24 protein-coding genes are annotated in these 22,069 nt (G+C 59.4%); 15 read left to right on the top strand and 9 right to left on the bottom strand.

The features are described 5' to 3' along the window. Nucleotides 1-86: 86 nt before the first annotated feature. The gene (locus KL786_RS16230) at nt 87-2,267 is read left to right on the top strand and encodes a hypothetical protein (protein WP_215518270.1); all 2,181 of its coding nucleotides are present in this window, start codon (nt 87-89) and stop codon (nt 2,265-2,267) included. Nucleotides 2,268-2,563: 296 nt separating this feature from the next. On the opposite strand, the gene KL786_RS16225 is transcribed toward KL786_RS16230, so the two are convergent. Further along, nucleotides 2,564-2,869 (bottom strand): DUF2288 domain-containing protein, encoded by a 306-nt coding sequence (locus tag KL786_RS16225; RefSeq protein ID WP_215518269.1) that lies wholly within the window; start codon nt 2,867-2,869, stop codon nt 2,564-2,566. Then, nucleotides 2,866-3,027 (bottom strand): hypothetical protein, encoded by a 162-nt coding sequence (locus KL786_RS16220; protein ID WP_167360813.1) that lies wholly within the window; start codon nt 3,025-3,027, stop codon nt 2,866-2,868. Before KL786_RS16220 ends, KL786_RS16225 begins: the two co-directional genes overlap by 4 nt. Nucleotides 3,028-3,210: 183 nt before the next feature. Between KL786_RS16220 and KL786_RS16215 the strand changes: the two genes are divergently transcribed. The 9 genes from KL786_RS16215 (at nt 3,211) to KL786_RS16175 (ending at nt 10,912) form a co-directional block, all read left to right on the top strand. Further along, nucleotides 3,211-4,338: a branched-chain amino acid ABC transporter substrate-binding protein gene (locus KL786_RS16215; protein WP_215518268.1), complete on the top strand. Its 1,128-nt coding sequence runs from the start codon at nt 3,211-3,213 to the stop codon at nt 4,336-4,338. A gap of 228 nt (nt 4,339-4,566) precedes the next feature. Beyond that, nucleotides 4,567-5,490 carry a high-affinity branched-chain amino acid ABC transporter permease LivH gene (gene livH / locus KL786_RS16210; RefSeq protein WP_032858079.1) on the top strand — a complete coding sequence of 308 codons (924 nt, stop codon included), beginning with the start codon at nt 4,567-4,569 and terminating at the stop codon, nt 5,488-5,490. After that, complete coding sequence (locus KL786_RS16205; RefSeq protein WP_032858082.1) at nt 5,487-6,740, top strand: high-affinity branched-chain amino acid ABC transporter permease LivM; 1,254 nt, start codon at nt 5,487-5,489, stop codon at nt 6,738-6,740. Before livH ends, KL786_RS16205 begins: the two co-directional genes overlap by 4 nt. After that, nucleotides 6,737-7,504 (top strand): high-affinity branched-chain amino acid ABC transporter ATP-binding protein LivG, encoded by a 768-nt coding sequence (gene livG, locus KL786_RS16200; RefSeq protein ID WP_032858084.1) that lies wholly within the window; start codon nt 6,737-6,739, stop codon nt 7,502-7,504. Before KL786_RS16205 ends, livG begins: the two co-directional genes overlap by 4 nt. After that, nucleotides 7,505-8,206, top strand: a complete 702-nt coding sequence (locus KL786_RS16195) for an ABC transporter ATP-binding protein (protein WP_029297115.1) — start codon at nt 7,505-7,507, stop codon at nt 8,204-8,206. A gap of 256 nt (nt 8,207-8,462) precedes the next feature. After that, on the top strand, nt 8,463-8,765 hold the full coding sequence (locus KL786_RS16190; RefSeq protein ID WP_032858087.1) for a BufA1 family periplasmic bufferin-type metallophore: 303 nt from the start codon (nt 8,463-8,465) through the stop codon (nt 8,763-8,765). Nucleotides 8,766-8,787: 22 nt separating this feature from the next. Further along, on the top strand, nt 8,788-9,669 hold the full coding sequence (bufB, locus tag KL786_RS16185; protein WP_215518267.1) for an MNIO family bufferin maturase: 882 nt from the start codon (nt 8,788-8,790) through the stop codon (nt 9,667-9,669). Further along, nucleotides 9,666-10,430 (top strand): HvfC/BufC N-terminal domain-containing protein, encoded by a 765-nt coding sequence (locus KL786_RS16180; RefSeq protein ID WP_215518266.1) that lies wholly within the window; start codon nt 9,666-9,668, stop codon nt 10,428-10,430. Before bufB ends, KL786_RS16180 begins: the two co-directional genes overlap by 4 nt. Next, the gene (locus KL786_RS16175) at nt 10,427-10,912 is read left to right on the top strand and encodes a DoxX family protein (RefSeq protein ID WP_032858094.1); all 486 of its coding nucleotides are present in this window, start codon (nt 10,427-10,429) and stop codon (nt 10,910-10,912) included. The genes KL786_RS16180 and KL786_RS16175 overlap by 4 nt, the downstream gene beginning before the upstream one ends. Here the strand turns inward: KL786_RS16175 and KL786_RS16170 are convergent. Next, nucleotides 10,909-11,817 (bottom strand): LysR family transcriptional regulator, encoded by a 909-nt coding sequence (locus KL786_RS16170; protein WP_032858096.1) that lies wholly within the window; start codon nt 11,815-11,817, stop codon nt 10,909-10,911. The two genes, KL786_RS16175 and KL786_RS16170, sit on opposite strands and share 4 nt — an antisense overlap. Nucleotides 11,818-11,922: 105 nt before the next feature. On the opposite strand from KL786_RS16170, the gene KL786_RS16165 reads away from it, so the two are divergent. After that, nucleotides 11,923-12,522, top strand: coding sequence for a short chain dehydrogenase (locus KL786_RS16165; RefSeq protein ID WP_215518265.1), 600 nt, complete (start codon nt 11,923-11,925; stop codon nt 12,520-12,522). 18 nt (nt 12,523-12,540) lie between these two features. Here KL786_RS16165 and KL786_RS16160 read toward each other — a convergent pair whose 3' ends face one another. Then, entirely contained in the window at nt 12,541-12,897 is a 357-nt protein-coding gene (locus KL786_RS16160; RefSeq protein WP_215518264.1) for a hypothetical protein, read from the bottom strand. 181 nt (nt 12,898-13,078) lie between these two features. Here KL786_RS16160 and KL786_RS16155 point away from each other — a divergent pair, with 181 nt between their 5' ends. Together KL786_RS16155 and KL786_RS16150 are read left to right on the top strand one after the other, a co-directional pair. Beyond that, entirely contained in the window at nt 13,079-13,759 is a 681-nt protein-coding gene (locus KL786_RS16155; RefSeq protein ID WP_215518263.1) for a COG3650 family protein, read from the top strand. 106 nt (nt 13,760-13,865) lie between these two features. Beyond that, entirely contained in the window at nt 13,866-15,479 is a 1,614-nt protein-coding gene (locus tag KL786_RS16150) for an NAD(P)/FAD-dependent oxidoreductase (protein ID WP_215518262.1), read from the top strand. A gap of 79 nt (nt 15,480-15,558) precedes the next feature. Here KL786_RS16150 and KL786_RS16145 read toward each other — a convergent pair whose 3' ends face one another. Next, the gene (locus KL786_RS16145; RefSeq protein ID WP_215518261.1) at nt 15,559-16,653 is read right to left on the bottom strand and encodes a PLP-dependent cysteine synthase family protein; all 1,095 of its coding nucleotides are present in this window, start codon (nt 16,651-16,653) and stop codon (nt 15,559-15,561) included. Nucleotides 16,654-16,869: 216 nt separating this feature from the next. Between KL786_RS16145 and nhaA the strand changes: the two genes are divergently transcribed. After that, entirely contained in the window at nt 16,870-18,057 is a 1,188-nt protein-coding gene (gene nhaA / locus KL786_RS16140; protein ID WP_215518260.1) for a Na+/H+ antiporter NhaA, read from the top strand. Between the two features lie 90 nt (nt 18,058-18,147). Here nhaA and KL786_RS16135 read toward each other — a convergent pair whose 3' ends face one another. Next, entirely contained in the window at nt 18,148-18,612 is a 465-nt protein-coding gene (locus tag KL786_RS16135; RefSeq protein WP_029297142.1) for an outer membrane lipoprotein, read from the bottom strand. Between the two features lie 157 nt (nt 18,613-18,769). On the opposite strand from KL786_RS16135, the gene KL786_RS16130 reads away from it, so the two are divergent. Further along, nucleotides 18,770-19,015, top strand: coding sequence for a hypothetical protein (locus tag KL786_RS16130; protein WP_215518259.1), 246 nt, complete (start codon nt 18,770-18,772; stop codon nt 19,013-19,015). A 60-nt stretch (nt 19,016-19,075) separates the two neighbouring features. Here KL786_RS16130 and pdxH read toward each other — a convergent pair whose 3' ends face one another. From pdxH to KL786_RS16115, 3 genes are all read right to left on the bottom strand, one after another. Further along, nucleotides 19,076-19,723: a pyridoxamine 5'-phosphate oxidase gene (gene pdxH / locus KL786_RS16125; protein WP_065943359.1), complete on the bottom strand. Its 648-nt coding sequence runs from the start codon at nt 19,721-19,723 to the stop codon at nt 19,076-19,078. A gap of 27 nt (nt 19,724-19,750) precedes the next feature. Continuing rightward, entirely contained in the window at nt 19,751-20,773 is a 1,023-nt protein-coding gene (locus tag KL786_RS16120; protein WP_215518258.1) for an OmpA family protein, read from the bottom strand. Nucleotides 20,774-20,912: 139 nt separating this feature from the next. Beyond that, nucleotides 20,913-22,058 (bottom strand): serine hydrolase domain-containing protein, encoded by a 1,146-nt coding sequence (locus tag KL786_RS16115; RefSeq protein ID WP_215518257.1) that lies wholly within the window; start codon nt 22,056-22,058, stop codon nt 20,913-20,915. Between the last annotated feature and the right edge of the window lie 11 nt (nt 22,059-22,069).

Raw genomic sequence — 22,069 nt, 5'->3', positions numbered from 1 at the left:
CTAAACGCACTGTAAAAGTCGCGAACTCTCACTAGGTGATGGCTCTTTGATGCTTTCCAGCCATCCGTCCAGGCACATGGCGCACAATGACTTCTAAAAATAATCCTGTTACTGCGGTATCCGACGTGTTGCTCACAGCTCCTGCGGAAAAAACCTCAGGCCCAAAGTCATTGAACGGTCAACGTGCGCTGGCCACCCAGCAATACCTGTACTTCACCGAAACCAATACTGATCGCATCCTCGATAACCTCGATGGCCTGCGCGACATGGTGTTCCCGCGTCCGCTCCATCTTGAGGGTGACAGCGAGTTGCGCAGCGAGCAGGAGTTTCCCTCGGTCTGCCTGATCGGCCTCGGGCGCTGCGGCTCCAATATTGCCCTGGATGTCGCGGAGCTGGTGTACAACGCCCGCAAGTTCTACTTGAACGAGTTCAGCACCGAAGAAAAGTCCTACGTTGAAAAGGGCTACAGCCCAGCCCAGTGGATCCGCAACAACTTGCGCCTAGGGGCCAACAAGGCCAGCAAACCGGTGTTCCTGGTAGAACCCTTGGTGATGCTCGGCGACCTCGACAAAGACATCGCCGGACGCATCCGCTTTTCGCGCAAGGGTGAGAAAAGCGGCTTTTTACGCGACTACAGCAAGATGAAAATCATGGACCTGTCGGAAGTCCATGCCGGTGGCGCCGGTAACGCACCGATCCTCGGCCAGTACCTGGCCAAGATCATCCTCAATAAAGACACCCAGCGGTTTTCCAGCCCCGACTGGAAGATGATCCATTCGTACCTGATCGACTCCTGTGGCATCAAGGCCAACCAGTCGCGCCTGTACTTCTCGATTTTCAGCGCCGGTGGCGGTACCGGCTCGGGCATGGCCTCGGAGTTTGGCCTGGCCCAGCAACACTCGTACATGAACAAGACCTTCGACACCAAGCCCGCCGACGAGCACGACAGCAAGAGCGGCCACGCCTTTGTGTTCGAGCCGATTTTCACCAGCGGCATTTGTGTGCTGCCGAATATCTCTGACCACCGCAGTGAAATGTCCGAGGCACTGCACATCAACGCCGGACGGCTGCTGTGCAAGTACCTGTCGGAGGAATGGGACTTCTCGTACAACTTCGACAATGAAGACAGCAGCGAAGCCAGCGTCAAAGGGCGTATTCGCCCGTGGAACGCCATGATGCTGATCTCCAACGACATCATGCGTTACGCCGAAGAAAGTGATGATGGCAACATCCAGAACATTGACGTCAATGCCATGGAAAAACACGCCAACCAGTACATCTCACAGCAGATCTTCAACATTCTGACGGCCCAGGCGGTCACCACCGACTACGACCAGAACTATTTCCGCCGCGCCGGCATCGACATCGGCGAAACCATTCGCCTGGACGCCAACGACCTGTTCATGAGCCTGGCCGGGCCGGTGGCGATTGCCTATGCCGAATCCGTGGTCCCGGAGACCCCACCGCCGTCGAATGACAAGTTCAAGGTGTTCGAAAAAGAACCGCAGCGCTTGAACATCGATGACCTGTTCTTCCGCTCCATCGACCTGCCCCACTTCAACAAGGTCACCCAGGCCATCGAAGGCATCAGCCTGCTGCCGATCGAATCCAAGCGCTATCGGGCGTCGCTGGAGCAGTACAAGAATTCCGGCTACGACGCGGCGGCCCTGCATGACCTGCACTTCTTCAAGAACTGCTCGTCGGTGGTGTCCATCGTCTCCCTGCCCAAGGACTACAAGCTGTCCTATATGGACCTGAACCGGCTCAAGACTCACCTCAACAGCCTGTTCCCCAACACCACCCTCAAGCGTTATGCATTGGTGATCGGTGCATCGGCCAACCTGTCGCTGACCACGCTGATCGCCAAGAGCCCGTGCCTGTCGGATGACTTCCTGACGTTGATCGTGGCCTTTATCAAACGCTGCTTTGCCCGCAACCCATACCGTTTCGACGAGACCCTGGACAACTCGATCCTGGACTTCATCATCCACGAAGACTTCGACGAGGACCGTATCGACGAGTTGCTCAACGAATTCGAAAACCCGGCGAAGATCCTCGATACCAACTGGTACGCGATCAAGCCGATGTATGAGAAAAAGTACCGCGAGCTGATCAATGACAAAGAGAAATTTGTCTCGATCAACGACATCCGTCTGTCGCGCGATTGCGTGAAGAAGGCGATCAAGTACTTGCGTGAGATCTACCGTCACAGGATTGGCAAGACTAAGGTGATCTCCTTGAACAACCATACGGGCAAGACCGCCTAGACCGAGGCGCGGCCATCGCAGGCAAGCCAGCTCCCACATTTTGAATGTATTCACACATCACAATGTGGGAGCGGGCTTGCCTGCGAAAGCGGTCTGCCAGGCGACAAATATCCACAACCTTGCCACACCAAGAAACAATTCCCCGAGCCATTCGCGGCCCGCAAAACTGTTCCCATGACGTTTACGTCACCCTCGCCTGTGACCTTTCTTCACGGCCAGTTGCCATCATGGTGAAAGCGGTTACTCCGCTACACACTTCTAACCGGGTAAAACGCGCACCATTTCGGTGCCATCACTTAATTCGATGCCCTTTCCTGGATCAGAATCCACGGTGAAACCACCACCGCCCACAGGTTCGGATCACGCTCCAGCAAGTCCAACGCCCGCGTCGCAGACACTTCGCCAAGGCTCCCCGAGGCCAGCCAGGCGGCCACTTTGTCACGATTGTCTTCGGCCATGCCCTCGGCGGCCTCGATCAAATCCAGGCCAGCCTCGACCCACAATAGGGCACCCTTGGCGAAGAACGGCTCAAGCTCCTTCCAGGAAATTTCCGCGGTTTCGCCGAGCAGCTTGGCATAGAGGGTGCTAGGTTCTTGCGTCATGGGAACTCACCTGAGGAAAAAATCGGCGCAATGATACCGTCGAGACTTCCCCAGAAAAACCCAGTAGCAATTGAGGCACCGATTGAAAGTGTCAGGAATGCCAAGGATTGCCCGAAACTCTGGCATAAGCCCGCCGCAATTCTGTCTTTTTCTTTCATTTAAGCGACACGCCCGGCGTTTGCCCCCAGTTGCCAGCTTTTCAAGCGATCAACCGGCGCTCTACACTGTACCGGTACAGTTGCCAGGCCGCCGCCGGGGGGATATCCGAGATATCTGATCCGGTTCTGCAGCTCACAAGGCCGCTAGAACTATAAAAAATACAACAGTAAGAGTGGAGCACTATGAATAAGGCTACTAAGCAGATTTCCAAACTGTTTGCCGCTATGGTCCTGGCTGGGGTTGCCAGCCATTCGTTCGCAGCTGACACCATCAAGATCGGTATTGCCGGCCCCAAGACCGGCCCTGTGACCCAGTACGGCGACATGCAGTTCATGGGCGCCAAGCAAGCCATCAAGGACATCAACGCCAAAGGCGGTGTCAACGGCAAGATGCTCGAAGCCAAGGAATACGACGACGCTTGCGATCCTAAACAAGCCGTTGCCGTAGCCAACAAAGTGGTCAACGACGGCGTCAAGTTCGTGGTCGGCCACCTCTGCTCCAGCTCCACTCAACCCGCTACCGATATCTACGAAGACGAAGGTGTGATCATGATCACGCCGGCTGCCACCAGCCCGGATATCACCGCCCGTGGCTACAAGCTGATCTTCCGTACCATCGGCCTGGACAGCGCCCAGGGCCCTGCGGCCGGCAACTACATCGCCGACCACGTCAAGCCGAAGGTCGTCGCAGTACTGCACGACAAGCAACAATACGGTGAAGGCATCGCATCTGCCGTGAAGAAGACCCTGGAAGAAAAAGGCGTGAAAGTCGCCGTCTTCGAAGGCCTGAACGCCGGCGACAAGGACTTCTCCTCGATTATCCAGAAGCTCAAGCAAGCCAACGTCGACTTCGTCTACTACGGCGGCTACCACCCAGAACTGGGCCTGATCCTGCGCCAGTCCCAGGAAAAAGGCCTGAAAGCCAAGTTCATGGGCCCGGAAGGCGTCGGCAACGACTCCATCTCGCAAATCGCCCAGAAAGCCTCCGAAGGCCTGCTGGTCACCCTGCCGAAATCCTTCGACGCCGACCCTGCCAACAAGGCAATCGTCGACGCACTCAAGGCTGACGGCAAAGACCCAAGCGGCCCGTTCGTGTTCCCAGCCTACTCGGCAGTTGAAATCATCGCTGGCGGCATCACTGCCGCGAAAAGCGAAGACACCACCAAAGTGGCCGAGGCCATCCACGCAGGCACCTTCAAGACCCCGACCGGCGACCTGAGCTTCGATGCCAAGGGCGACCTGAAGGACTTCAAGTTCGTGGTCTACGAATGGCACTTCGGTCAACCAAAAACCGAAGTTTCCCCTCAGTAAGCCAGGCGTTACTGGACAACAAGCCCACTGTGCAAGCAGTGGGTTTTGTTTTACGAGGTTTATGGGCCACGCACCCGCGATCCGGGCGCTGGTTCACCTGAAAATCTTAAAACCGTCACCAGCGGTTCGCTGGCAAATGCTTGGTGCAAATGTGCTCACAGAACACAGCACCGGGCTGGAAGATGACTCCACCAGTGAAATGCGTATCGGGTTTTTAGGAGCGCTGTAATGCCTGAGATCTATCATTTTTTCCAACAGCTGGTTAATGGCCTGACCATTGGCAGCACCTATGCCTTGATAGCCATTGGCTACACAATGGTTTACGGCATCATTGGAATGATCAACTTCGCCCACGGCGAGGTGTACATGATTGGTTCCTACGTGGCCTTCATTGCCATTGCCGGGCTGGCCATGATGGGTATCCACTCCCTGCCGCTGTTGATGACTGCCGCGTTCCTTGCGTCAATCGTCGTAACCAGTGCCTACGGCTACAGTATCGAACGCGTTGCGTACCGCCCCTTGCGTGGCAGCAACCGCCTGATCCCGTTGATTTCCGCCATCGGCATGTCGATTTTCCTGCAGAACACCGTATTGCTGTCCCAGGACTCCAAGGACAAGTCCATTCCCAACCTGATCCCGGGGAGTATTTCCTTCGGCCCAGGTGGCGCACAAGAAGTGCTGATTTCCTACATGCAGATCCTGGTCTTCGTCGTCACCCTGGTGGCGATGCTGGGCCTGACCCTGTTCATCTCCCGCTCCCGTCTGGGGCGCGCCTGCCGGGCCTGTGCCGAAGACATCAAGATGGCCAACCTGCTGGGCATCAACACCAACAACATCATCGCCCTGACCTTCGTCATCGGTGCCGCACTGGCCGCTGTCGCCGCCGTGTTGCTGAGCATGCAGTATGGCGTGATCAACCCCAACGCCGGTTTCCTGGTGGGCCTCAAGGCCTTCACTGCGGCGGTCCTGGGCGGCATCGGCAGTATTCCGGGCGCCATGCTCGGTGGGCTGGTGCTGGGTGTGGCCGAAGCCTTTGGGGCCGATATCTTCGGCGACCAGTACAAGGACGTGGTGGCCTTCGGTCTATTGGTTCTGGTGCTGTTATTCCGGCCGACCGGCATCCTGGGCCGTCCGGAGGTTGAGAAAGTATGAGCAGATATCTTAAATCGGCGTTTTTCAGCGCCTTGCTGGTATGGGCCGTGGCCTTTCCGGTACTCGGGCTCAAGTTGAGCATTGTCGGGATCAACCTTGAAGTACACGGCACCGGGCCAGTAACCCTGACCATCATTGCCCTGTGCTCGGTGCTGATGTTCCTGCGGGTGCTGTTCACCCAGCAGGTCGGGGCGCTGCTCAAGTCCAATCGTGGCCCGCTGGTATCGCCCAAGGTCAGCCAGTTCCTGACCCTGCCGCGCACCCAGCGCTACATCATCATCGGCCTGATCGTGGCCGCGTTGATCTGGCCATTCTTCGGCTCCCGAGGTGCGGTGGATATCGCCACCCTGATCCTGATCTACGTGCTGCTGGGCCTGGGCCTGAACATCGTGGTGGGCCTGGCCGGCCTGCTCGACCTGGGGTATGTGGGCTTCTACGCGGTGGGTGCCTACACCTACGCGCTGCTCTCGCATTACCTGGGCTGGAGCTTCTGGATCTGCCTGCCACTGGCGGGCATGGCGGCGGCAACGTTCGGCTTCCTGCTGGGCTTCCCGGTGTTGCGCCTACGTGGTGACTACCTCGCCATCGTGACCCTGGGTTTTGGTGAGATCATCCGTCTGTTCCTGCGTAACCTCACCGACATCACCGGCGGCCCCAACGGCATCAGCAGCATTCCCAAGCCGACGTTCTTCGGCTTGTCGTTTGATCGCTCCGCAGCAGAAGGCATGCAGACCTTCCACGAGTACTTCGGGATTGCCTACAACCCGGTGAGCAAGGTGGTGTTCCTGTATCTGGTCGCCCTGTTGCTGGCCCTGGCCGCGCTGTTCGTGATCAACCGCCTGCTGCGCATGCCGATCGGGCGTGCCTGGGAAGCATTGCGTGAAGACGAAATCGCCTGCCGTGCGCTGGGCCTGAACCCGACCGTCATCAAGCTCTCGGCCTTCACCCTGGGCGCCGCGTTCGCCGGTTTTGCCGGTAGCTTCTTCGCCGCGCGCCAAGGCCTGGTGACGCCGGAGTCGTTCACCTTCATCGAGTCGGCAATCATCCTCGCCATCGTGGTATTGGGTGGCATGGGCTCGCAGTTGGGCGTGATCCTCGCAGCCATCGTGATGATCCTGTTGCCGGAACTGATGCGTGAGTTCAGCGAATACCGCATGTTGATGTTCGGCGCCATGATGGTGCTGATGATGATCTGGCGCCCGCAAGGCCTGCTGCCCATGCAACGTCCACATATGGAGCTGCGCAAATGAGCCGCGAGATCCTGAAAGTCGAAAACCTGAGCATGCGCTTCGGCGGCCTGCTGGCGGTCAATGGCGTGGCCCTGACCGTGAAAGAGAAGCAGGTTGTAGCGCTGATCGGCCCCAACGGCGCCGGCAAGACCACGGTGTTCAACTGCCTGACCGGCTTCTACAAGCCGGCCGGTGGCAGCATCCTGCTGGACGGCCAGCCGATCCAGGGCCTGGCCGGTCACGAGATCGCCCGCAAGGGTGTAGTGCGGACCTTCCAGAACGTGCGGTTGTTCAAGGACATGACCGCGGTGGAAAACCTGCTGATCGCCCAGCACCGCCACCTGAACACCAACTTCTTCGCGGGCCTGTTCAAGACCCCGGCGTTCCGCAAGAGCGAGCGCGAGGCCATGGAGTACGCCGCGTACTGGCTGGACAAGGTCAACCTCACCGAGTTTGCCAACCGGCCGGCCGGCACCCTGGCCTATGGTCAGCAACGTCGCCTGGAAATCGCCCGCTGCATGATGACCCGCCCGCGGATCCTCATGCTCGACGAACCGGCTGCGGGTCTCAACCCCAAGGAAACCGAAGACCTCAAGGCGTTGATCGGTGTGCTGCGTGAAGAAAACAACGCCACCGTGCTGCTGATCGAACACGACATGAAACTGGTCATGAGTATTTCCGACCATATCGTCGTGATCAACCAGGGTACGCCGTTGGCCAACGGGACGCCGGAGCAGATCCGCGACAACCCGCAAGTGATCAAAGCCTATTTGGGGGAAGCGTAAATGCTGCAATTCGAAAACGTTTCCACTTTCTACGGCAAGATCCAGGCCCTGCATGACGTCAACGTGGAAGTGCGCCAGGGCGAGATCGTCACCCTGATCGGCGCCAACGGTGCCGGCAAATCCACCTTGCTGATGACCTTGTGCGGTTCGCCCCAGGCTCACAGCGGCAGCATCCGCTACATGGGTGAGGAACTGGTGGGCCAGCATTCAGCGGCGATCATGCGCAAAAGCATTGCTGTGGTTCCGGAAGGCCGTCGGGTGTTTGCCCGCCTGACCGTGGAAGAGAACCTGGCCATGGGTGGGTTCTTTACCGACAAGGGCGACTACCAGGAGCAGATGGACAAGGTGCTGCACCTGTTCCCTCGGCTCAAGGAGCGTTTCAGCCAGCGCGGCGGCACCATGTCCGGTGGCGAACAGCAAATGCTCGCCATCGGCCGTGCGCTGATGAGCAAGCCCAAGCTGCTGCTGTTGGACGAACCTTCCCTGGGCCTGGCCCCGATCATCATCCAGCAGATCTTCGATATCATCGAACAACTGCGCAAGGACGGTGTGACGGTGTTTTTGGTGGAACAAAACGCCAACCAGGCATTGAAGATTGCAGACCGTGCCTATGTGCTGGAAAACGGCCGGGTAGTGATGCAGGGCAGCGGCGAACAACTGCTGACCGATCCGAAAGTGCGCGAGGCTTACCTGGGCGGCTAAAAACGGTTGCTGGATAAACCGGGTCTAACTGTGGGAGCGGGCTTGCCCGCGATGGCGAAGTGTCAGTGCCGGATGTATTGGCTGACACTCTGCTATCGCGGGCAAGCCCGCTCCCACAGTTGCTTTGTGTGGTCCGATAAATTTGCGTTGTTTTAAATTTTCTTCGATCCCCTTGTAACAATCCCCTCCCCCCTTTCTCTAGTGGGGTAAGCAAGCACAAACGCTTCCTTACCTACCTCACTGCTGGAGAAACACCATGACCACCCGTTCACTGTCCGCCGCCACCCTCGTCCTGGCCCTGGGTTCTGCCTTGAGCCTGAGCACCTTGACCACTGTTGCCCATGCTGACGACGCGAAGATGGAAAAATGCTTTGGCGTCGCCCTCAAAGGCAAGAACGACTGCGCCGCAGGCGCCGGCACCACCTGTGCGGGCACCTCGAAAACCGACTACCAGGCCAACGCCTGGAATCTGGTCCCTGAAGGCACCTGCGTGAAGATGGAAAGCAAAACCTCGCCAACCGGCTTTGGTCAATTGGAAGCCTTCAAGGCCAAGTCCTGAATCCCCCGCCTGAGTACTGACGATGACGCTTTCATCCCTACCCAATGTCGCCCAGGCTCAGGCGCCCGGCCTTCCACGCCGGGCCGGGCTGGGACTCAAGAGCGAGCACTTGGCAGAAGTGCTTGCGACCCTGCCCGATATTGGCTTTTTTGAAGTCCACGCCGAAAACTACATGGTGGCCGGCGGGCCTTTTCATCACTACCTGGGATTGATCCGCGAACAGTACCCGCTGTCGCTGCACGGGGTTGGCCTGTCCATCGGCGGCGAAGGTCCGCTGAACCACGTCCACCTTGCGCGCCTGGCGGTACTGATCGAACGCTATCAGCCCCAATCCTTTTCCGAACACCTGGCCTGGTCCAGCCACGGCCCGGTGTTTCTCAACGACCTGCTGCCCCTGGCCTATGACGACGCGGCCCTCAAGCGGGTGTGCGAACACATTGACCAGGTACAAACCACCCTCAAGCGACGTATGTTGCTGGAGAACCCGTCGACCTACCTGCAGTTCCAACGCTCCACCCTGGATGAAACCGACTTCATCAGCGAAGTCATCCGGCGCACTGGTTGCGGTTTGCTGCTGGACGTGAACAATGTGTACGTGTCCTGCATCAATCATCAGCAGGATCCATTGGCTTACCTTGACGCCTTGCCATTGCACGCCGTGGGTGAAATTCATCTGGCAGGCTTTGCCGAAGACGCTGACAACCTTGGCGACCGCCTGCTGATTGATGATCACGGTGCGCCCATCGACAACGCCGTATGGCACCTGTATCAGCAGGCACTGCAACGGGTCGGGCCGGTGGCCACGCTGATTGAGCGTGACAACGATGTACCGGCTCTACACGTATTACAGGCTGAGGTACAGCAAGCCGACCGGCACCTGCTGGCCGTGGCGGTGCACTCATGAATCTGCAGGAGGATTTTGCCAAGGCTCTCCTGGCGCCAGACCAGCCCTGCCCCGATGGCCTGTTCAGCAACAATGGCGCCGATCCCGCCAGTCGTTTTGCGGTGTACCGCAACAACGTCCACAGTTCGTTGATCAACGCCCTGCTCGACAGCTACCCCGTGACCCGGCAACTGGTGGGCGATGGGTTTTTCCGGGCCATGGCCGGGCTGTACGTCCAGGCGTATCCGCCCACCAGCCCACTGCTCAACGAGTACGGCAGTGACTTGGCCGACTTTATCCAGGGGTTCGCCCCCGCCGCCACTGTGCCGTACCTGGCCGACGTCGCTCGGCTGGAGCGCTTGCGGGTCAATGCGTATCACGCCGCCGACACCCCTGTCGCTGACCCACATGCCGTCATCAATCAACTGCAACAACTCCCCAGCCTGGGCAGCGTAAGCCTGCAATTGCATCCATCCGTTGCCACCCTGCAATCGAACTATGCCGTGGTGGCGTTATGGGCCGCGCATCAAACCACCGATAGCGTCGCCAGCCTTGATCCATGGCATGGGCAAAGTGCGCTGGTCCTGCGCAACGGCCTGGAAGTCGAAGTGTTCTGCATCGACGCCGGTTGCGTGACGTTTATCAACAGCCTGAACAACGCCTGGCCTCTGGAAATGGCGGTGGCCTATGCCCTGGATGCGTCCAGCGAATTTGACCTGCACCAATGCCTGGGGCTGCTGATCAGCCACCGCGCCATCACCCATATCAAGGTACAACCATGAACACTACCGCCCCGAGTCTGATTGCACGCGTCATTCAAACCTTCGAGAAAATCCCCTACAGCCTGATTGCCCTTGTCGCACGCTTTTCCATTGCGGCGGTGTTCTGGAAATCCGGCCAGACCAAAGTCCAGGGGTTTGCCGTCGATCTGGTAGACGGCACCTTCGAACTCGGCGTACCCCACCTAGCCAACTCCACCGTGCCGTTGTTTCAAAGTGAATACCGGATACCGTTTGTGCCGGCAGAAGTGGCCGCGTACCTGGCCACGTTCGCCGAGCATTTTTTCCCGATCCTGATTTTACTGGGGCTTGCCACGCGTTTTTCAGCCCTGGCGCTACTGGGCATGACGCTGGTGATTCAGCTGTTTGTCTACCCCGACGCGTACCCGACCCACGGCACCTGGATCGCGTTGCTACTGGTGTTGATGGCCAAGGGGCCAGGACGGGTATCGATTGATCACTGGATTGCCCGGCGCTGGCGCTAAAGCCGGTCCAGTGCCTCACCATTGCGCTTGAACCAGCCCACCAGGTAATCGGCCAGCACCTGGGTACGACGTGGTAGCCCGCCCTGATACGGATGGACCAGGTACATCGGCATGCTGCGGGTCTGATAATCACGCAGGAGCCAACGAAGCCGGCCGTCAGCCAATTCCATCTGCAACAGATAGGATGGCAGCCGGGCGATACCGGCCCCCACCAGTGCGGCCTTTTTCAGCAGGTTGTAGTGGTTGGAGGCAAAGGTGCCATCCACCCGCACCCGCAACAACTCGTGCTGCTGGTGATACAACCACTCCTCGCGCCCGCTGTAGTGGCTGTTGAGCAAGCAGCGGTGGCCAACCAGGTCGGCCGGCGTCAGCGGCTCACCGTATTGCTCCAGATAGGCCGGGCTGGCACAGGTCATTTCATGCCAGGCCAACAGGGGCTTGGCGACCAGTCGCTCATCGTTGGCCACCTCTGAACGCACCGCCAGGTCAAAACCGTCCCGGGCCAGGTCGCGATAGCTGTTGTTGAGATCCAACTCGATCTGCACCTGCGGATAGCGCCTGGAAAAATCCAGCAACAGGCCATCGAAAAAAGTCTCACCCAAAGACACCGGAACCGTCATACGCACAGGCCCGGCCAAATCGTCCTTGAGCCGCGCCAATGCCTGTCGGGCACGCTCGACCTGAATCACCAGCCCCTGCGCCTGGGGCAACAGCGCAGCACCCGCGGCCGTCAGGCTGAGTCGCCGGGTCGTGCGGTGCAACAACACCACCGAAAACTGCGCCTCCAACTGGCTGATGCGCTTGGACAACTGGCCCTTGCTGCAGCCCAATTGCTGGGCTGCCAGGGTAAAGCTGCCGGCTTCGATCAACACCGCAAACGCCGCCAGATCATCCATTTCGCTCATGGATTGTTTCCATTTGAAAACCAAAGGTTGCCTATTAGTGCGCTTATCCGCAGAAAAAACCACTCTAGACTCAAGGCTCATCTGAGTATCTGGAGGAACGACACCATGAAAATCCTGTTGATTGGCGCCAGCGGCACCATCGGTTCTGCAGTCAAGGCCGAGCTGTCCCAGCGTCATGAAGTGATCACTATTGGCCGCAAGAGCGGCGACTTTCAGGTCGATATCAGCGACAGCGCGTCGATCCGCCAATTGTTTGCGCAAACCGGCAAGTTCGATGCCCTGGTGTGCGCCGCCGGCAGCGTCAACTTCGTGCCCCTGGGCGAAATGGACGCCAGCCACTTCGACCTCGGCCTGCAAGACAAGCTGATGGGCCAGGTCAACCTGCTGCTGATCGGCCGCGAGTTTGCCAACGACGGTGCGTCGTTCACCTTCACCAGCGGCATCCTCAACCGCGATCCGATCCGCACCGGCGCTTCCGCCGCGCTGGTCAATGGCGCCATAGATGCCTTCGTGAAGGCTGCGGCGATTGAGTTGCCTCGGGGTCTGCGTATCAATTCGATCAGCCCGAACGTGCTGGTAGAGGCCATGGGCAGCTATGCCCCTTATTTCCGGGGGTTCAAGCCGGTGCCTGCGACGGATGTGGCATTGGCCTACGCCAAAAGTGTGGAAGGCCTGCAGACCGGACAGACTTACATCGTAGGCTGAACGGCAACCCCACAAGCGTCACTTGAGCAGCGACGGCATCATCTCTAGCAACTGATGCCTGGGAATGGAAAACCTCAAGCCTGGACCGTTGAGTACACCCTGGACTGTCGTCGTACTCAGCGGCCGACCATTGACGTACAGCGTCATTTGTTTGTGCATGGCCGACAGGGTCAACGCTTTCGTCCGTGCCCGGGCATCAGGCGTCAGCGTCACCTGCACATCGATGGACTCGGGTTGAAGCGCATGGGCTTTTTTCAGGGTCAACGTCATCTCGGTGAAGTCTGTCTCTGAGGTGTAGAACAGTTTGGCCGGCGGTTCGGCCCAGGCCAGAGGTGTCATCCAGGCCAAGGCGAAAAGCCCCCATCGAATAGTCATACGAATGCTCCTTGTCAAAGGCTTGAACCTGACACAAGACTCGTGCAACAGCCATGGGGAAAGGCTTAACTTCAGGTTTCAAGTAGTCATTAAAATGCTGAAACCTAATAGGTGTACATCATCGGCTTGTGATGCAGCGCCAGCCTGCGTAACGTGGCGACACTTATCAGGAGACCCGATAATGCTTGCCGCCCGTATCCTTGCTCTGTTTGCTCTGTTTGCCCTGCTGCCCCTGTTCGCCGCCTGCCAGGTGTTTGAACGCGATCCGGCCACACCCTCCACCGCGGGCCTGACTCGCATGCAAGGCGAGTTGACGGCCATCGGCGACAAGTTGCTGTTCCAGCCCTGTAACGACCAGCGCAACTACGTGGTCAACGATACCGGCGGCACCAGCATCCTCCAGGAAGCAGCGTCCCTGGCCGGCCAGCAAGGGGCATTGTTTGCCGACTTGCGCGGCAAGTTCTCCGGGGTCGCCAGCGGCACCCAGGGCCAGGTGGAGTTGCAACAGCTGTACCGCGTCGAACGCTCGACCTCGGCCTGTGACGACCCGGACTTCAAGCGCATGATCCTGCGCGCCAATGGCCACAAGCCGGCCTGGGCACTGAACGTCACCAACAAGGGCATGGTCCTGCAACGTGAAGGCCAGCCCCCCTTGCCGGTGCCTTATGTGGAAGAGCAACTGGGTGATGGCCGCTTCAACCTCACCACCGAAGCCAACGGCCAGCAGATTGAACTGTGGGTCGCGCCCCAGCGCTGCATCGACAGCGTCAGCGGCAGCCTGCAACACATGAGCGCCGAACTTCGGATCAACGGTCAGGTGCAGCGTGGCTGCGCGGCATTTGGCGGCTCACGGGACGACTGATTCGGCCCTGCGCTGTTTTAGCATGACGGGAAAGCGCCGTTGGGGCTTATAATCGCCGGTTTGCAAAACCGCCGGCCCTACCAAACGCCGCATATCGGATCCTGTCATGCTACGAATCACCGAACTCAAGCTGCCCATCGACCATCCCGAAGAAGACCTGCGGCCTGCCATCGTGCAGCGCCTGGGCATCGCCAGTGATGATCTGCTCGATTTCACCCTGTTCAAACGCAGCTACGACGCGCGCAAGAAATCGTCGGAGCTGTGCTTCATCTACACCGTCGACCTTGAGGTCAAGGGTGAAGCCGCCCTGCTGCTCAAGTTCGCCGACGACCGCAATATCAATGCCGCGCCCGATGTCAGCTACAAGGTCGTGGGCCAGGCCCCGGCCGGCCTGAGCGAGCGGCCCATCGTTGTCGGTTTCGGCCCTTGCGGGATCTTTGCCGGGTTGCTGCTGGCGCAGATGGGTTTCAAGCCGATCATCCTCGAACGCGGCCGCGAAGTGCGCCAGCGCACCAAGGACACCTGGGGCCTGTGGCGCAAAAGCGTACTCAATCCCGAGTCCAACGTGCAGTTCGGCGAGGGCGGCGCCGGGACCTTTTCCGACGGCAAGCTCTACAGCCAGATCAAGGACCCGAAATTCCACGGGCGCAAGGTCTTGCATGAGTTCGTCAAGGCCGGCGCGCCGGATGAAATCCTCTACGTCAGCAAACCGCACATCGGCACCTTCCGCCTGACCGGCGTGGTGGAAAACATGCGCCAGCAGATCATCGCCCTGGGCGGTGAGGTGCGTTTCGAACAGCGGGTCACCGACGTGCTGATCGAAGATGGCCAGTTGAATGGCGTGGTGGTCGAGGGTGGCGAGCAGATCCTCTCCAAGCACGTGATCCTTGCTCTCGGCCACAGCGCCCGCGACACTTTCCGCATGCTCCACGGTCGTGGCGTGTACATGGAAGCCAAGCCGTTTTCGGTGGGTTTTCGCATCGAACACCCACAATCGCTGATCGACGCCGCACGCCTGGGCAAGTATGCCGGGCACCCGAAACTGGGCGCAGCCGACTACAAGTTGGTGCACCACGCCAAGAACGGCCGTTCGGTGTACAGCTTCTGCATGTGCCCGGGCGGTACGGTGGTGGCGGCCACCTCCGAGCCGAATCGGGTCGTGACCAATGGCATGAGCCAGTACTCGCGTAACGAACGCAATGCCAACTCTGGGATCGTGGTCGGTATCACCCCGGAAGTGGACTATCCGGGCGGCCCGCTGGCCGGGATCGAGTTGCAGGAGCGCCTGGAATCCCACGCGTTCATCCTTGGCGGCAGCAACTACGAAGCGCCGGCGCAACTGGTCGGTGATTTCATCGCCGGCAAGCCGTCCACCACCATTGGCACTGTAGAACCGTCCTACAAGCCAGGTGTAGCCCTCGGTGATTTGGCCCTGGCCTTGCCAGACTTTGCCATCGAGGCCATCCGCGAAGCGCTGCCGGCCTTTGAGAAGCAGATCAAGGGCTACTCGCTGCATGACGCAGTACTGACCGGGATCGAGACTCGCACCTCGTCGCCGCTGCGGATCACCCGTGACGCGTCGATGCAGAGTTTGAATGTCAAAGGCCTGTTCCCGGCCGGCGAAGGCGCCGGTTACGCCGGTGGGATCCTGTCGGCAGGCGTTGACGGGATTCGGATTGCCGAAGCCGTGGCGCGCAACATCCTCGGTATCGAGGCCTGACAGTTCACTCGTAAACGACCCCTCTCTATTGTGGGAGCCGGGCTTGCCCGGCTCCCACAATGGTTTCCATACACAGGTTTTAGATATTGGCGCGCAGGACGCTGTCCGGCAATGGCTCGCCCCGCTCGACAGTGGCAGCCACCGCGTCAATCAGCTCTTCCAGTTCATACCCCTGCCCGACCAGCCACGCATCGTCGTAATAGGTCGTGGCATAACGCTCGCCCCCATCACACAGAATCGCCACGATAGACCCCGACTCCCCTGCCGCCTGCATCTGCTGCGCGGCAATCAATGCGCCAATCAGGTTGGTGCCGCTGGAACCCCCGACCCGCCGTCCCAAGCGTTGCGCCAGATAATGCATGGCCGCCAGCGACAAGGCATCCGGCACCTTGACCATCGCATCGATCACCTTGGGCAGGAACGACGCCTCTACCCGTGGCCGGCCGATGCCCTCGATCCGCGAACCGCAGTCCAGGCGCAAGCTGGCATCACCGCTCTGGTAGTACTCAAAGAACACCGAACGCTCGGCGTCGGCGCACAACACCCGGGTGCAATGCTGGCGATAACGCACATAACGCCCGAGGGTTGCGGTGGTACCGCCGGTACCCGGGCTGGAAATCAGCCAGCTCGGCTCTGGATGCCGCTCGAAGCGCAACTGCTGGAAGATCGATTCGGCAATATTGTTGTTCGCCCGCCAGTCAGTGGCCCGTTCGGCGTAGGTGAACTGATCCATGAAGTGCCCGCCGCTTTCCTGCGCCAGGCGCTCGGATTCGGCGTAGATCTGCGTGGGATCTTGCACCAGGTGGCTCTTGCCGCCGTAAAAGGCGATCTGCGCAATCTTTTCCTGGGAGGTGGTGGCCGGCATCACCGCAATGAACGGCAGGCCCAACAAGCGCGCAAAGTACGCCTCGGAGATCGCCGTCGATCCGCTGGAGGCTTCGATCACTGGCGCGCCCGGCTTGAGCCAGCCATTGCACAGGGCATACAGGAACAAGGAACGGGCCAGCCGGTGCTTCAGGCTCCCGGTGGGGTGGCTGGACTCGTCCTTGAAATACAACTCGATCCCCGGCAAACCCGGCAACGGTAGTGGGATCAGGTGGGTGTCGGCGCTGCGCTGGAAGTCCGCTTCAATAATGCGGATGGCCTCTCGGGCCCACGGACGGTGGTCGCTCATGCTCAAGTTCCATTAAGTTTTCAGGCTTGATCTTAGGGTGTTTCCTACACTGCACACAGATACAGTCATGACTCAATTCGATACATAATTGCCAGGCTTTGACGCAATCCATACAACGGCGCTTTTATATAACAAAAAAGAATATAACTTTTGTTTTAACAACTAACAGTACGGGTTAGGGTACGCCCCTATTGAACTTTGATTGGAGAGCATCCCTTGCCTCTGCGTAGCACGTTTACCCGTTTCTTCCAGCTCGAAGCGGCCAGCGGTCTGTTACTGATCGCTGCAGCCGCCTTGGCCCTGATCATCAACAATTCGCCGCTGTCCTCGTTCTATAACAGCTTTCTTGAAGTGCCCGTCGCCGTCCAGATCGGCGCCCTGCAAATCGCCAAGCCCTCGCTGCTGTGGATCAATGATGGCCTGATGGCCCTGTTCTTCCTGCTGATCGGCCTGGAGGTCAAGCGCGAGTTGCTCGACGGCCACCTGTCCAAACCTTCCCAGGTTGTGCTGCCAGGCGCTGCGGCCATTGGCGGCATGGTGGTGCCGGCGCTGATCTACTGGGCGCTGAACAAGGATAACCCGGCCGCCCTGGGCGGCTGGGCCATCCCGATGGCCACCGATATCGCCTTTGCCCTCGGGGTATTGGCGCTGCTGGGCAAGCGTGTACCGGTGTCGCTGAAACTGTTCCTGATGACCCTGGCGATCATCGATGACCTGGGCGCCATCATCGTCATCGCGATTTTCTACTCCGGCGACCTGTCCACCGCGTCGCTGGCAGGTGCCGGCGCCTGTCTTGTCGCCTTGATCGCCATGAACCGCCTGGGGGTGGTGAAGCTCGGGCCGTATCTGATCATCGGCCTGATCCTGTGGGTCTGCGTACTCAAGAGCGGTGTTCACGCGACCCTGGCTGGCGTCACCCTGGCGTTCTGCATTCCGCTGCGCACCAAGAACGCCGAGCCGTCGCCCCTGCTGGGACTGGAACATGCCCTGCATCCCTGGGTGGCGTACGGCATCCTGCCACTGTTCGCCTTTGCCAACGCCGGCGTATCCCTGACGGGCGTCAACCTGGAGAGCTTCACCCACCATGTACCAATGGGTATCGCCGCAGGCCTGCTGGTGGGCAAGACCGTCGGTGTGTATGGCCTGACCTGGCTCGCGGTGAAAACCGGCCTTGCGGCCCTGCCGACCGGCGCCAATTGGGGCCAGGTCATGGGCGTGGCCATCCTGTGTGGCATTGGCTTTACCATGAGCCTGTTTGTCGGCTCGCTGGCGTTCGTGCCGGGCAGTAGCGAATATGCCGGGATGGACCGGATGGGCATTCTCACCGGATCGATCCTGGCGGCACTGATTGGTTATGCCGTGACGGCGATGGCCAGTCGCAAGCAGGCGCCGGTCAACGCGTAATGCGCTCTTGCACGCTCAAAGACTGAGCACGCAATAAAAAACCCCGCCCGGTCACCCGGTCGGGGTTTTTCTTTTACCGCCTGCCAACCCTTAACGGGTAACGCGGCTGGTCCCATCAACGGTCATGATGCGCACGCGGTCGCCGATGCGGAAGATTTCGTTTTCCTGCACAGCCTGGACGTAGGCGCGCATGCTGCCGTCGTCTTCGCGTACGGTGATTTCAACACCCTGGGTGCGGGTCAGGCCTTCTTCGGTGGCCGAGCCCAGCAGGCCGCCAGCCACGGCGCCGATAACGGCCGTCACGATGCTGCCACGACCGCCACCGATGGCACTACCGCCCACACCACCGATAACTGCACCCGCTGCGCCACCGATTGGGGTCTTGGTGCCTTCGATCTTGACCGGACGCAGGGACTCGATGGTGCCCATGCGCACGCTCTGTACACGACGGGCTTCGTCACGGGAGTACGAGTCGCCGGTCAGGCTGGAGGCGCAGCCACCCAGCAGCAATGACATGGTGGTAAAGCAGGCAACCAGCAGAACAGACTTACGCATAGCATCAACTCCAAAGGACATATCTTTATTAGACTCCGCTGCTTGACGCCTGTCACGACACGGCCCGGAGAAAATTGCTTTCATTCAGCCCCAGTACAGACAGGCTGTATCGCGAAAATCGACGAACGGTAGCACCTGCACCCAGACAAGGAATTTCATGGACTACTTCATTATTGTAGCGACTACCGCCGCCGGCCTGTATTTCCACTGGTGGCTGTACCGACGGATCAAGCGCTGGATAGACCGCGACCTTGCGTTGTCCCTGGCAGGAGACGATCAGCGCAAGCGTATCTATATGCTGCAACAGTTGGACCGCGCCAAGGTTGAGAAGGTCAAGCGTAAGGATTTGCCGCAGTGGCTGGAGGATGCAGCCCGGCAATATGTGGTCAACGCCACAGAGTAGAAGCTTCTTAGTGAAGGACGTGTAGGAGCCCGCTTGCCGGCGCCTACACGTGTGATGTCTTCAGGGCGCCAGTCGCTCGCGGGTCCAGTCGGCCCCCTGCAAACGATAGTTCAAGCGATCATGCAAACGGCTGGTTCTGCCCTGCCAGAACTCGATGCGCTCCGGCAGCAGGCGATAGCCGCCCCAATGCTCAGGGCAATCCGGCTGGGTATCGCTGAAGCGTTGCTCGGTGGCCTTGAGCAGGTCCTGCAACTCTTCGCGATCCCGAATCACCCGGCTCTGGGGTGATGCCCAGGCACCAATCCGGCTGCCCAGCGGACGCACCTGATAGTAGGCGTCCGACTCCTGGGGCGTGACCTTGACCACCCGGCCCTCGATGCGCACCTGGCGCTCCAGGGTCGGCCAGAAGAATGTCATGGCAGCAAAGGGGCGTGCCGCCAATTGCTCACCCTTGGCGCTCTGGTAGTTGGTAAAGAAGGTAAAACCCTGGGCGTCCAGGCCCTTGAGCAGCAGGATTCGGCAGTGCGGACGGCCCTCCTGGTCCACGGTCGCCAGGGTCATGGCGTTGGCCTCCACCGGTGGTTGCTCGGTCTTGACTGCATCGGCAAACCACTGGTGGAACAAGGCAAACGGCTCGTCCGGGGCCTGGGCCTCGCTCAAACCGTCCCGTGTGTAGTCACGGCGCATATCAGCCAGTGCCTGGGTCATGCGGCTTTATCCTTCTTGCTCAACTGCTCAGTTTTTTACCTGGTCGTTTGCTGCTACTTTTTTCGCAGGTGCTGCAGCCTTGGCGGCAACCGGCTTTTTCGCAGCGGGCTTGGCGGCCGTTTTTTTCGCGGCGGGCTTGGCGGCGGCCTTCTTGGCAGGTGCTTTCTTGGCGGCAGTGGCTTTCTTGGCGACCGGCGCTGGGGCAACTACGTCCTGTACCGCAACCAGTTCAGGCTTCGGCGGGTTTGGCGAGTTGTACTTGCTCAGCAGTGCCAGCATGGTGGTGCGCTGGGTGAACATGATTTCCATGCGACGGTTCAAGGCGCGGCCCTGGGTACTGTCGTTGGCGGCGCGAGGCATCAGGTCACCCATGCCACGCAACATCAGGCGATCCTGCTTCAAGCCACTGAGGCTGAAGATCGACGCAATGGACTGGGCACGTTCCTTGGTCAGGGGCTGGTTTTGTACGGTGTCGATGTGGCCCAGTACCAGCACGGCGGTCTTGGGATCGCTTTCAACGGCCTTGGCTACACGGGTGAACGGACCCAGGGTCACTGGCAGCAGCATCGCCGGGCGTTTCGGGTTGTAGGAGCCATCGACCGGGGCGATCACCACCAGCACGCTGTCGCGACGTTCCAGTTGCAGGTTGCTGCCTTTGATCGCTGCCCGCAGGCGCGGCTCATAGTCGTCCAGCCAGGCTTGGGTGATTTTCGGATCTGGCATCGGGATGTTGGTCACATCGACTTTGCTCAGGGGTTTTGGCTTGCTTTCGAACGGCCACCACCATTTGGTGCCGGTTTCAGTCTTCGCGACCACCGGGGCAGTCGTCGGGGCAGGTGTGGCCGCCTTCAGATCAGCCTTGAGGTCAGCCTTGAGGTCAGCCTTTGCATCAGCCGCCTTGGCATCGGTTTTGGCAGTAACATCCTTGGCCGCCGACTTGTCGAACCCGAATGCCCACCAATGCTCGCCAGACGCATCATTTTGTGGAGTTTGTGCACAGCCAGTAAGAGTGAGGCAGAGCGCCAGTGCCAAGGACTTGTTCGATAACATGAGATATCCACAAAATGAGAAAATACAGGGGTCTGAATGACCCGTTAAACAGACGCTTCACGAAGTTTAAAGTAACAATACTTTTCCAGCGCCTTTTGTAGGTGCCTTTTTAACAAAAAAACACCAGACAGCAAGCTATTTACAGACAACCGGCCAATATTCTTACCAACTTTTGCGCACGCGGGTCCATAAGTACATACGGCCCCAGAGTATTGGTCACAAAACCAAATGCTACATCATGTTCCGGATCGGCAAATCCCACCGAGCCTCCGGCTCCAGGATGCCCAAATGCACGTGGGCCAAGGCCAAACGTTGCATTGGGTACGCCAGGCTGATCCAACATGCAGCCCAGGCCAAAACGGGTTTGCGTCAATAAGGTTTTATCCGGCCCGATACTGTGCTCACGGGTCAATTGTTCAAGCATATCGGCTTCCAACAAACTTCCATCCAACAAACCACTATAAAAGCCGGCCAAACTGCGCGCATTGCCATGCCCATTTGCCGCAGGCTGCTGCATACGACGCCACTCGGGTTTGTTAGTGCTGGTTAGTATAGAAGGCGGATTGGTAAACGCCCGGGTGCTCATTGCCGCCGGCTCACGCAGGGTGACCTGCAACAAGCGCTGGGCTGCCTCATCGCCCATATTGCCTTTGCTCCTGGCAATGTGGGCTACACGATAAAACTCCTCGTCCGCCAACCCGACATGAAAGTCCAGGCCCAGCGGCCGGGCAACCCGGGCCACAATCGACTCTCCCGGCCCTCGCCCATCCGCGCGGCGCAGCAGCTCACCGACCAGCCAGCCATAGGTGATAGCAGCGTAACCATGGCCTTCACCGGGCGTCCACCAAGGGGCCTCGGCAGCCAGGGCCGCCGTCATCAAGGGCCAGTCATACAAGGCCTCGGCGGGCAATGTTTCGCGCAGCGCTGGTAACCCGGCCTGATGGCACAGCAGTTGGCGCAGGGTGATGCTTTCCTTGCCGGCAGCGGCAAATTCCGGCCAGTCGTTGGCAACCGGGGCGTCCAACTGCAATTTACCTTCGGCAACCAGTTGCAGAGCGGCAACGGCGGTGAATGTCTTGGTGCAGGAGAACAAGTTGGCGATGGTGTCGCTGTGCCACGCCTCGGCACCATCCTTATCGGCAGTGCCGGCCCACAGATCGAGGACGGTTTCGCCGCCAATCTGCACACACAGCGCCGCGCCGCGCTCCTGAGGGTCGTCAAACAGTGCGGCGAAGGCTTCACGCACCGCTTCGAATTGAAGCTCGTAATGACCCTGAATCTGCACCTGCATCCCCC

It is taken from the genome of Pseudomonas sp. TAE6080 (genome assembly GCF_018732265.1).
GTDB lineage: Bacteria > Pseudomonadota > Gammaproteobacteria > Pseudomonadales > Pseudomonadaceae > Aquipseudomonas > Aquipseudomonas brenneri.
The sequence above is the reverse complement of the archived record's forward strand: the minus strand, read 5'-3'. Positions and strand labels throughout refer to the sequence as shown.